This is a genomic window from Dactylosporangium sp. NPDC051484 (assembly GCF_040689395.1).
Taxonomy (GTDB): Bacteria; Actinomycetota; Actinomycetes; order Mycobacteriales; family Micromonosporaceae; genus Dactylosporangium.
Window position 1 is genome coordinate 338,856 of sequence record NZ_JBFAZX010000003.1, and the last position, 10,681, is coordinate 349,536.

Annotated in this window: 9 protein-coding genes; 3 read left to right on the plus strand and 6 right to left on the minus strand. The window is 72.8% G+C overall.

The window, feature by feature from the left end:
* Positions 1–8: 8 nt before the first annotated feature.
* Genes AB0367_RS07810 through AB0367_RS07820 form a run of 3 tightly spaced genes read left to right on the plus strand, consistent with a single transcriptional unit; the run spans position 9 to position 2,818 of the window.
* Entirely contained in the window at positions 9–1,025 is a 1,017-nt protein-coding gene (locus AB0367_RS07810) for a sulfotransferase domain-containing protein (protein WP_366225423.1), read from the plus strand.
* Complete coding sequence (locus tag AB0367_RS07815) at positions 1,022–1,777, plus strand: SDR family NAD(P)-dependent oxidoreductase (RefSeq protein WP_366225424.1); 756 nt, start codon at positions 1,022–1,024, stop codon at positions 1,775–1,777. Before AB0367_RS07810 ends, AB0367_RS07815 begins: the two co-directional genes overlap by 4 nt.
* 9 nt (positions 1,778–1,786) lie before the next feature.
* A complete protein-coding gene (locus AB0367_RS07820; RefSeq protein ID WP_366225425.1) occupies positions 1,787–2,818 on the plus strand; it encodes an alpha/beta hydrolase in 1,032 nt (343 codons plus the stop codon).
* On the opposite strand, the gene AB0367_RS07825 is transcribed toward AB0367_RS07820, so the two are convergent.
* From AB0367_RS07825 to AB0367_RS07850, 6 genes are all read right to left on the minus strand, one after another.
* Positions 2,715–4,613, minus strand: a complete 1,899-nt coding sequence (locus AB0367_RS07825; RefSeq protein WP_366225426.1) for an NAD(P)/FAD-dependent oxidoreductase — start codon at positions 4,611–4,613, stop codon at positions 2,715–2,717. The two genes, AB0367_RS07820 and AB0367_RS07825, sit on opposite strands and share 104 nt — an antisense overlap.
* A gap of 222 nt (positions 4,614–4,835) precedes the next feature.
* On the minus strand, positions 4,836–5,582 hold the full coding sequence (locus AB0367_RS07830; protein WP_366225427.1) for a GNAT family N-acetyltransferase: 747 nt from the start codon (positions 5,580–5,582) through the stop codon (positions 4,836–4,838).
* 88 nt (positions 5,583–5,670) lie between these two features.
* Entirely contained in the window at positions 5,671–7,281 is a 1,611-nt protein-coding gene (locus AB0367_RS07835; RefSeq protein ID WP_366225428.1) for an ABC transporter ATP-binding protein, read from the minus strand.
* Positions 7,282–8,130: an ABC transporter permease gene (locus AB0367_RS07840; RefSeq protein WP_366225429.1), complete on the minus strand. Its 849-nt coding sequence runs from the start codon at positions 8,128–8,130 to the stop codon at positions 7,282–7,284.
* A 5-nt stretch (positions 8,131–8,135) separates the two neighbouring features.
* Positions 8,136–9,056, minus strand: a complete 921-nt coding sequence (locus AB0367_RS07845) for an ABC transporter permease (RefSeq protein WP_366225430.1) — start codon at positions 9,054–9,056, stop codon at positions 8,136–8,138.
* A gap of 2 nt (positions 9,057–9,058) precedes the next feature.
* The gene (locus AB0367_RS07850) at positions 9,059–10,681 is read right to left on the minus strand and encodes an ABC transporter substrate-binding protein (protein WP_366225431.1); all 1,623 of its coding nucleotides are present in this window, start codon (positions 10,679–10,681) and stop codon (positions 9,059–9,061) included.

Genomic DNA, 10,681 nt, shown 5'->3' on the forward strand with positions numbered 1-10,681 from the left:
GACTTGCGATGGACTCAGGAATCCAGGACCACGCCATCATCATCAACACCGGCCGGTGCGGATCGACGCTGCTGTCCGACCTGCTCGCCGAGCAGCCCGAGACCCTCTCGGTCCAGGAGTTCTTCGGGTGGGTGGCACCGCGGGCCGCCGGCCGGGAGGTGCTGACCGGCGCGGCGTACTGGTCGACATTGAGCAACCCCAGCGCCCACCTCGCCACGCTCTTCCGGGTCGGGCTCACGCCGCCCGAGGTGCGCTACCCGGTGAACGGCCGCTGGGCCGGCAACCTCACCGAACTGCCGCAGATCCTCGCGATCACGCTGCCGAAGATCTCGTCCGATCCCGACGGCCTCTTCGACACCCTCGCCGAGCTCGTGCCCGGGTTTCCGGCCCAGCCGCTGGCGCGGCACCACCGGATGCTCCTGGACCTGCTCACCTCGCTCACCGGCCGGCGGCGCTGGGTCGAGCGCTCCGGCGGTTCCAGCAACATCGCCCCGTACCTGCTGAAGAGTTTTCCCGACGCGAAGATCGTCTATCTGAAGCGCGACTGGATGGACACCGCGCGATCGATGAGCCGGCACTCCTGCTTCCAGCTCATGCAGCTGTGCGTGGAGTCCGTCGGCCGGTACGGGCTCGACCCGTTCAGGGTGGCCACCGGTCAGCGGGTGCCCGAAGAGGTGGAGCGCTACCTGCCCGGCCGGCTGACCGCCGAGATGCTTCGCGAGCGCGGAAACGACGTGCGGCGCTACCGGGGGCTGTGCGCGTTCCTCGCCAGCCAGGCCGAGCAGGCCATCGCCGACGCGCGGCCGCGGGAACTGCTGACCATGGCGTACGAGGACCTCGTGGACGACCCGCGCAAGCAGCTCGGGCGGCTGGGCGAGTTCCTGGGATTCGAGGACTGGCAGTCGTGGGCGCACCGCGTCGCCGGGTCGGTGCGGGCGCGCCCGAGAGAGCGCGAGGCGCCGGCCGTCACCGTGGCGCGTCCGGCCGGTGTGCCGCGCCGGCACGAGGACAGGAGCAGAACATGACCGGCTTCACCGACACGACGGATCTGGACTTCGCGGGCCGGGTCGCTCTGGTCACGGGGGCCGGCTCGGGCATCGGCGCGGCCTGCGCGTCGCTGCTGGCCGGTCGCGGTGCCAGCGTCCTGGTCGCCGACCTCGACCTCGACGCGGCGACCCGCGTCGCCGAGGCCATCGGCAAGGCGGCCCTGCCCCACCGGGTGGACGTGTCCGACCCGCGGGCGTGTGAGGCGATGGTCGCCGAAGCGGTGGAGTCCTTCGGCCGTCTCGACGTGGCCGTGAACAACGCCGGCATCGGCGGGCCGCGGGCGCTCACCGGCGAATATCCGCTCGACGGCTGGGACCGCGTGATCGCGGTCAACCTCAGCGGGGTGTTCTACTCGATGCGGGCGGAGATCCCGGCCATGCTGCACAACGGCCGCGGTTCGATCGTCAACATGGCCTCGATCATGGGATCGGTCGGCTTCGCACGGTCGGTGGCGTACGTGTCGGCGAAGCACGGCGTGGTCGGTATGACCAAGAGCGCCGCCCTGGAGTACGCCAGGCAGGCGATCCGGGTCAACAGCGTCGGACCGGGCTTCATCCAGACGCCGTTGCTGGCCGAAGAGGGCGCCTCCGGCGTCGCCTTCCTGCACCCCACCTGCCGGCTGGGCCGGCCCGAAGAGGTCGCCGAGCTGGTCGCGTTCCTCGCCTCCGATCGCGCGTCCAACACCACCGGTTCGTATTTCGCCACCGACGGCGGCTTCACGGCGCAGTAGGAGGTGAGCGTGCCGGCGAATCACCCCGACCTGGTCGTGTCCGATCGACCGTCGGTGAAGGCGGCGCTGGTGCGGGCGATGCTGCGGCGGGCGGCGCCGGGGCTTGCGGGCACGGTGGCGCAACGGCGGGCCGCCTACGACAGGGCGGCCGAGGCGTTCGCGGCGGCGCCGGCCGAAGCGGAGACGTCCCCGGTCGGGGCGGCGCCAGGGACCTGGATCCGTCCTCCCGCCGCGGGCCGGCCCGTTCTGCTCTATCTGCACGGCGGCTTCTACTGCATCGGTTCGGCCCGGTCACACCTGCACCTCGCGGGCCTGCTGGCGGACCTCGCCGGGGCCGCCTGCCTGGTCCTGGACTACCGCAGAGGACCCGAGCACCCGTTCCCCGCCGCCGTCGACGACGCCCTCGCCGCGATGGAGACGATCCGTGCCGTCGCGCCGCTCAGCCCGGTCGTCATCGCCGGGGACTCGGCGGGCGGGGGCCTGGCCGTGTCGGTGGCGACGCGCCTGCGCGACGACGGGGCCCGCGCACCCGACCTGCTCGTCCTGCTCTCACCCTGGGCCGACCTGACCTGCTCCTCGCGCAGCCACCGGGAGCTGGCGTCGGCGGACCCGGTGCTGGCCACCGAGGATCTCCTGGCGATGGCCGCGCGGTACGCCGGCGGCGCCGATCCCCGGCGGCCGGAACTCTCGCCCGTCTTCGGCGATCTCGCCGGCCTGCCGCCGGTGCTGGTCCAGGTCGGCGGCCAGGAGGTGCTGCTCGACGACGCGCTGATGCTCGTCGAGGGCATCCGGGCCGCCGGCGGGCGCGCCATCCTGCACCACTGGCCGCACATGTTCCACGCCTGGCAGTGGTACCACCCCGTCCTGCCGGAGGGGGTCCGGGCGCTGCACGACGCCGGGCAGGTCATCCGTGCCGTCACGGCAGGTGCCGGGCCGCCTACCGAAGGTGCAGATACTCCGCCGGATCGAACCGACGGGTGCGCCGCCAGTACTCCTGCGCCGGGAACGGCCAGTTCTGCGCCGAACGGCCCGCCCGGTTGATGAACCAGCCGCCGACCTTCGAGAAGCCCCAGGCGCGCTCCGCGTTGGCCGCGTCGAGCTCTACGTTGAAGGCGTCGCAGATCTCGCGGCGCACCTCGACCGCCCGGTGCGGTGCGCCGAGCAGGTGCCGGATCGCGTCGAGCAGGTAGGTGACGCCGCACTCGGACATGTAGATGATGCTGCCGCCGTGCCCGGCGAGGTTGGTGTTCGGTCCGTAGAGGCAGAACAGGTTGGGGAACCCGGGCACGGTCAGGCCGAGGTACGCGCGGGCGTCGCCGTTCCACGACCGGTGCAGGTCGACGCCGCCGCGGCCGGTGACCGTCATCGGGGCGAGGAACTGCGACGCGGCGAAGCCGGTACCGTAGACGATCACGTCGGCGGGATGCTCGGCGCCGTCCTGGGTCCGGATCCCCTTCGGCGTGATCCGCTCGATCCGCTCGCTCACCAGCCGGACGTTCTCGCGCTTGAGCGTGGCGATCCAGCTGCCGTTGTCGCGCAGGACCCGCTTGGCGCCGACGGGGTAGGCGGGTATCACGAACGGCTCCAGGTCGGGGCGCCCGGCGAGCTGGCCCCGCATGTGGCCGGTCAGCGTCGCGCGCAGGACCTCGTTGACCGCCGAGATCGCCCGCTCCGTCGGCGGGTGGTCCCGGTCGACGACCCAGCCATCGAGCACGCGGTGCAGTCCCGGTGCCAGCAGCCAGAAGCGCTGCCAGGCGGCGTAGTACGGCAGATGCTCGTGCAGCCAGCGCAGCCCGTCGGCGACCGGCTGGTGGTAGTTCGGCGTGGGGCGCAGCCACGGCGGCGTGCGCTGGAAGATGCGCAGCTCGCCCGCCGTCTTCGCGATGTGCGGGATGAACTGGACGGCACTCGCGCCGGTGCCGACGACCGCGACCCGCCGCCCGGCGAGCTCGACCGAGTGGTCCCAGCGTGCGGAATGAAACGCCGGGCCGGCGAACTCGTCGCGGCCCGGGATGTCGGGCACGAGCGGCCGGTTGAGCTGCCCGACGGCGGCGACCAGCACGGTGCTGGTGGCCGTGCGCTCACCGTCGGGCGTGTCCAGGGTCAGCCGCCATCGGCCCGCCGGCTCGTCCCAGGCGGCGGCGCGCACCCCGGTGTCGAAGCGGATGTGCTCGTACAGGCCGTGCTGCTTGGCGAAGTCCGTGAAGTACTGCCGCAGACCATCCTGGGTGCTGAAGTGCTGCGGCCAGTCCGTGCGCTGCGCGAACGAGTAGCTGTACAGGTGGCTGGCCACGTCGACCCGGCATCCCGGGTATGTGTTCTCCAGCCACGTGCCGCCGACGTCGCCGTTCTTCTCGTAGACGACGACCGGCACGCCGGCCTGCTTCAGCCGGTGCGCGGCGAGCAGTCCGCTCATGCCGGCACCGATGACGGCCACCTCGACGTCCCGCGCGCCGGGCAGGTCGTAGCGGTTCCAGCCGGGTGCCTTGGCATCCGCGCCGGACGGCACGATCTCCTCGGCCAGCAGCGGTACCAGGTCCGCGGTGTCCATGCCCAGCGCCCAGCTGGTGATCCGGTGCAGGGTCCGCGCGTCCAGTGGCGGCACCGGCGCCCCTTCGCGCAACCGCGCCAGCACGCCGGCCGCGAGCGTCCGGGCCTCTTCGCGTTGCCCGGCGGTCAGCCCGCCCTGCGGCAGGAACAGCCAGCCGTCGGTGCGCAGGTCGTCGCGCAGGATCGAGGTGTCGCCGGTCAGGTGCGCCACCGTCATCAGCAGGGCGGGCACCTCGGCATCGCGAAGGTGGCGGCGCAGTTGCGCGTCATCGACATTGATCTTCATGGCAGCTCCGGTCGGGATCATCTCGATCGCCCGTGCAGAGCGAGCGGAAGACGCGGCCGTAGTCGGCCGACCCAGCACCGTCGGGGCGCGAACCGAGCTGCTGCACTCTCATTCGGCAGCATTGCTGGCAAAGCGCTTGCGACCTCGGTGCGCGCCGAGCGTAACACGCTGATTACGGCGGCTGCGGGCAAAGACCCCGACCGTCGACCGATCGCGCCGCGGTCAGGACGGCGTCACGAAGGTCTTGAACGTGGTGCGCTTGCGCAGCTCGAAGCCGATCGACTCGTACAGGCGGATCGCGTTCGTGTTGGCGGCCGAGGCGTGCAGGAACGCCTGCTCGCCCCGCGCGCGGATGCCCGCCGCGACCGCGCGGACCAGGCGGGTCGCCAGGCCCCGGCCGCGCAACGCCGGGTCCGTGCACACCGCGCTGATCTCGGTCCAGCCCGGCGGGTGCAGGCGTTCGCCCGCCATCGCGACGAGCGCGCCCTCGTGGCGCAGGCCGAGGTATGTGCCGAGCTCGATGGTGCGCGGCAGGAACGGGCCCGGCTGGGTGCGCGCCACCAGGTCGAGCATCTCGGGCACGTCGGCGGGAGTGAGCACGACCGCGTCCGGGTCCGGGGCGGCCTCCAGGGCCACGTCGACGAGCTGGACGCCGCCGAGCTCGCGCAGCACGGTCCAGTCCGGCGGGGGCGGCGGGGTGTCGCCGGTGAGTGACACCTCCACGCCCGGGCCGGCCAGCTTGGCCAGGTCGGGCCACGCCTCCGGGCCGGCGTCAGGGGCCAGGGCGTAGAACGGCGCCACGTCGGTGCGGAAGCGGGCCGCCTTGCCGATGACCTCGGCGAAGCGGCGATGCGAGCCGTGCAGCGCGGCCCAGACCGGCGTGTCGAGGACGTCGCTCGTCGGGTGCCGGTCGGCGAACCGGTCGGGTCGATCCTGGCCTGCGTCGGCGCTCGGTCGCTGAGGGTTCATGGTGCCAGGATCCTGCCATAGTCGTCGGGGCCGGAGGAGCCCGTTCGGCGCTGCCGCAGGACAGCGTCGACGGCTCGGCCGGGTCAGGTCAGGCGTGACCGCGGGCGCCGGCACCGGAAAGGTCCAGCGACGGCAGGGCCGCCAGCAACTGCCTCGTGTACTCGTGCGACGGGGCGCTGAACACCGCGTTCACCGAACCCTCCTCGACGACCCGCCCGTCCTTCATGACGAGCACCCGGTCCGCCAGATGGTGCACTACGCCCAGGTCGTGGGAGATGAACAGCAGCGCGGTGCCGTCCGCGGCCTGCAGCTCGGCGAGTAGGTCGAGCACCTGCGCCTGGATCGACACGTCCAGCGCCGACACCGGCTCGTCGCAGACGAGCACGTCCGGGCGCGGTCCGACGGCCCGGGCGATCGCGACCCGCTGCCGTTGCCCGCCCGACAGCGCGCGTGGCCGCCGCCGCAGGTGCTGCGCGCCGAGCCCGACCCGTTCGAGGAGCTCGACCACCCGGTCCCGGCGGGCCCGGCCGCGCTCCAGGAGCGGTTCGGCGACGATCTCCTCCACGGTGTACCGCGGGTCGAACGAGCTCAGCGGGTCCTGCGAGACGACCTGCAGCCGCCGGCGGCGCGGGCGGCGGCGGCGCTCCGGGATCCCGCTCCAGTCCTCGCCCCCGAGCCGGACCCGGCCCGCCGACGGCTCCAGCAGCCCCAGCGCGATGCGGGCGAGGGTCGTCTTGCCCGACCCGGACTCGCCGACGATCCCGAGCGTCTCGCCGCGGCGCAGCGAGAAGCTGACGTCGTCGACGGCGTGCCGCGCGCCGAAGCGCCGGTGCACGCCGGAGGCGGACAGCACCTCCTCGCCGGGCTCGGGCCGCGGCGGCAGCGGTTCCCGGCCGGGGGAGGACAGCCGCCGCCCACGGGAGGCGGCGTCCGGCACGGCCGCGAGGAGCAACCGGGTGTACTCGTGCTCCGGCGCGGTGAGCACCCGCTCGGTCGGCCCCTGCTCGACGACGCGCCCGTCGCGCATGACCACGACCCGGTCGGCGATGCCGGCGACGACGGCGAGGTCGTGGCTGACGAGCAGCAGCGCCCGCCCCTCGGCCCGGCGCCGGGCGAGCAGCCGCAGCAGCTGGGCCTGCACGGTCACGTCGAGGGCGGTGGTCGGCTCGTCGGCGATGAGCAGCGGCGGGTCGGCGGCGATCGCCGAGGCGATGAGCGCGCGCTGGCGCAGGCCGCCGGACAGCTCGTGCGGGTATGAACCGGCCCGGTCCGCCGGCACGGTCACCGACTCCAGCAGCGCCCCGATCCGGGCCGGGCGCTCGGCGGCGGTGCCGACCCGGTGCGTGCGCAGGGCCTCGCCGATCTCCCGGCCGACGGTGTTGAGCGGGTCGAGCGAGACGAGCGCGTCCTGCAGCACGAGTCCGGCGAGGCGCCCGCGCAGCCGCCGCCAGTCCCGGTCGGTGTAGCCGGTCGTGTCCCGGCCGGCGACGGTGAGGCCGGCGTGGCGTACCGTCGCGGTGTCCCCGGCTAGGCCGACGAGGGAGCGAGCGGTCACGCTCTTGCCCGAGCCGGACTCGCCGACGATGGCCACGCACTCGCCGGGTGCGATGGTGAGGCTGACGCCACGCACGGCGTGCACGGGGCCGGGGAAGGTGACGTGCAGGTCGGTCACCGAGACCAGCGGTTCTGCTGCGGACATTCAGCGCCTGCCTTCGAAGCGTGCCTGCAGCCGGCGGCCGACGGCGGTGAGTGAGACGACGGTGGCGGTCAGCGCGAGGCCGGGCAGGATCGCCGACCACCACGCGACCCGCAGGTAGTTGCGGCTCTCCGCGAGCATCGCGCCCCACTCCGGCGACGGCGGCTGCGGGCCCATGCCGAGGAAGCTCAGCGAGGCCGCGTTGACGATCGCGCTGCCGAGGCCGATGGTGGCCAGGATCGGCAGCGGGCCGAGCACGTTGGGCAGGATGTGCCGCCAGGCGAGGCGGGCGCGGGACAGCCCGAACGTCGTGGCCTGCTCGACGTAGCCGGCCCGGCGCACCAGCAGCGTCTGTGCGCGCACGATGCGCCCGTAGCGCGGCGCGAACGCGAGCGCGATGGCCAGGATCAGGCTGGGCGTGCCGGGCTCGGTGAAGGCGATGAACAGCAGCGCCAGCAGCACCTCCGGGAATGCCGACAGCACGTCGAGCGCCCGGCTCAGCAACTCGTCCACGACCCGTGGGGAGAGCCCCGCGAGCAGTCCGACGACGCCGCCGGCGACGACCGACAGCGCGGTGGCGGCCAGGCCGATGCTCAGCGAGTACCGAGCGCCGTAGATGACCCGGGTGAACACGTCGCGGCCGAGCTGGTCGGTGCCGAACCAGTGCGCGGCGCTCGGCGCCCGCAGCGCGGACATCGGGTCGGCGGCGAGCGGGTCGGTGCCGGTCAGCAGCGCGGGCGCGACCACCGCGACGGCGACGAGCACGAGGAACGCGGCCGGCGCGACGAGGGAGGGCAGCCGCCATCCGGCGCGAACGCCCACCGTGGACGGTACGGGCAGCGAGACGTCCACGGTGGTCAGCCTTTCCGCAGCCGCGGGTCGATCAGGAGGTACGCCAGGTCGGCGAGCGTGCTGAGCAGCACATAGATCGCGGCGGCGAGCATCACCACGGCCAGCACGACCGGGATGTCCTTGGTGCCGACCGCTTCGGTGGCGACCTGGCCGAGGCCGGGCCGGCCGAACACGATCTCGACCACGACCGCGGCGCTGAGCATGAAGCCGATCAGCGTGCCGCCGAGCGTGACCGCGGGCAGTAGCGCGTGGCGCAGCGCGTGCCGCCACAGCAGGGCGAGCCGGGTCAGGCCGCGGGCCCGGGCGGTCAGTGCGAACGGCTCCTCCAGGGCCCGCTCGAGCCCCTCCCGGATCACCTGGCTCAGCAGCGCGCCGAGCGGCAGGGCCAGCGCCAGCGCGGGCAGCACCAGCGCCGAGGCGTCACGGTCGCCGGAGACCGGGAACCAGCCGAGCTGGAACGAGAAGACGCTGAGCAGCAGGATGCCGACGAGGAAGCTCGGCGCCGAGACGAGCGAGAGCTCCAGGACCGAGACCAGGCCGCGGATCCAGCGCGCCCGGCCGGTGGTGAGGATCGCCAGCCCGAGCGCGATGACGACGGTGAACACGCTGGCCAGCAGGGTCAGCTTCACCGTCGGCCAGATCTGCCCGCCGATGATGTCGATCACCGGGCGCTGCAGCACGTAAGAGCGGCCGAAGTCGCCGTGCAGCAGCCGGGCGAGGTAGGTCACGTACTGCACCAGGGCCGGGCGGTCCAGGCCGAGGTCGGCGGCGATCTGCGCCCGGATGGCCGGGGTGTCCGGACCGTCGCCGACGATCGTGTCGATGGTGGAGCCGGGCGCCAGATGCAGCGCGAGGTAGGCCGCAGTGGCGGCGGCCCACAGGACCGCCGCCGCGCTGGCCAATCTCCGCAGGATCGGCTTGAGCATCGCTATGCGCCGATCCAGACGTTGTACGCGCTGGCCGGCACCCCGGCGGTCGGCTCGAAGCCGAGCCCGCCGACCTTCTTCTGCGCCGCGATCTGGTCGGCCGGCGCGTACAGCGGCAGCAGCGTCGAGTTGTCGGCGACGGTCAGCTGCTGCAGCTTCAGGTAGATCTCCTTGCGCTTGGCCGTGTCCGCGGTCGCACTGCCCTGGGCGACGAGCTGGTCGATCTCCGGGGAGTTGTACCCGTGCCGGTTGATCGGCGCGCCCTTGGGCAGCAGCAGGCTCAGCGCGGCACCGGCGTCGGTGTCGGCGCGGGAGTTGTCGAACACCTCGTACTCGTTCTTGGCCAGCGCGTCGGTCGCGGTGCCCGCGTCGACGATCTTGACCTGCAGGTCGATGCCGGCCGACTGCTTCACCGCGGCCTGCACGGCCTGGGCCAGGATGTCGCGCTTGTCGCGCACATACGGCGCGGAGAGCACGATGCGAACGGTGAGCCGCTTGCCGTCGCGGGTGCGGAAGCCCTCGGCGTCCTTGGTGGACCAGCCGGCCTGGTCGAGCAGCGAGTTGGCCTCGGTCGCGTTGTTGCCGTAGGTCTTCTCCAGCGAGGCGTCGTAGAACGGCCCGGACGGGCTGAGGATGCTCCAGGCCCGCGTGGCGGTGCCGCGGTAGACGCCCTGCAGCAGCGCGTCGACGTCGACGGCGTCGCGGAAGGCCTTGCGCACCCGGATGTCGTCGAACGGCGCCTTCGTCTGGTTGAAGTAGTAGATGTACGCGGTGCCGCTGTTCAGCGACCGGCTGAAGGCGAGGTTGGGGTCGGCCTTGACCAGCTCCTGCTCGGTCGCCGGCACGCCCTCGACCACGTCCACCTGGCCGGAGGTCAGCGCCCCGACGCGGACCGAGGACTCCTTGAGGAAGCGGTACGTGACCTCGTCGAGGTACGCGGGGCCCTGGTGCCCGGCGTTGGCCGGCGCCCACTTGTAGTTCGGGTTGCGCTTGTAGTGCACCTCCTGGCCCTTGGTGTAGCGGTCCAGGATGAACGGCCCGGTGCCGACCACGTCCGGCCCGCCGGCCTTGAGGTCGGGGCTCTTGAGCGACTTCGGGGAGATCTGGGCGCCCTGCGGGGCGGCGAAGAAGTCGAGGATGAGCACGTCGGGCTGCTTGAGGTGCACGTCGAGCGTGGTGGCGTCCACGACCGTGGCGTCCTTGTAGTTCCTCAGCTGGGAGCCCAGCACCGACGGGGCGTAGCCGGGCACCTGCAGCTGATCGAGGTTGGCCTTCACCGCGGCGGCGTCGAACTTCTCGCCGTCGTGGAAGGTCACGTCGTCGCGGAGCTTGAAGGTGTACGTCAGGCCGTCGGCGGAGACGCTGTAGGACTTGGCCAGCCAGGGTATGTAGCCGCCCTTGTCGTCATGGGTGAGCAGCCCCTCGAAGCTGTTCCACACCAGCAGGCGGGCCTTGGCCTGAGCGTACTGGTGCGGGTTGAAGGTGATCGGCTCGGTCTCGATGCCCCAGGTGAGCTTGCCGCCCTGGACCGGCGCGCCGGACCCGGCGTCGGGATCGGCGGTCGCGCCCTGGCAGCCGGCGAGGAGTAAGCCGGCCGCGGCGAGGCCGGCAAGAAATCTGCGCAT

Bases quoted from the DNA above. Each gene is read 5' to 3' on its own strand.
- AB0367_RS07815 (WP_366225424.1), top strand. From the start codon at position 1,022: ATGACCGGCTTCACCGACACGACGGATCTGGACTTCGCGGGCCGGGTC.
- AB0367_RS07810 (WP_366225423.1), top strand. From the start codon at position 9: ATGGACTCAGGAATCCAGGACCACGCCATCATCATCAACACCGGCCGG.
- AB0367_RS07835 (WP_366225428.1), bottom strand. From the start codon at position 7,281: ATGTCCGCAGCAGAACCGCTGGTCTCGGTGACCGACCTGCACGTCACC.
- AB0367_RS07850 (WP_366225431.1), bottom strand. From the start codon at position 10,681: ATGCGCAGATTTCTTGCCGGCCTCGCCGCGGCCGGCTTACTCCTCGCC.
- AB0367_RS07830 (WP_366225427.1), bottom strand. From the start codon at position 5,582: ATGAACCCTCAGCGACCGAGCGCCGACGCAGGCCAGGATCGACCCGAC.
- AB0367_RS07825 (WP_366225426.1), bottom strand. From the start codon at position 4,613: ATGAAGATCAATGTCGATGACGCGCAACTGCGCCGCCACCTTCGCGAT.
- AB0367_RS07845 (WP_366225430.1), bottom strand. From the start codon at position 9,056: ATGCTCAAGCCGATCCTGCGGAGATTGGCCAGCGCGGCGGCGGTCCTG.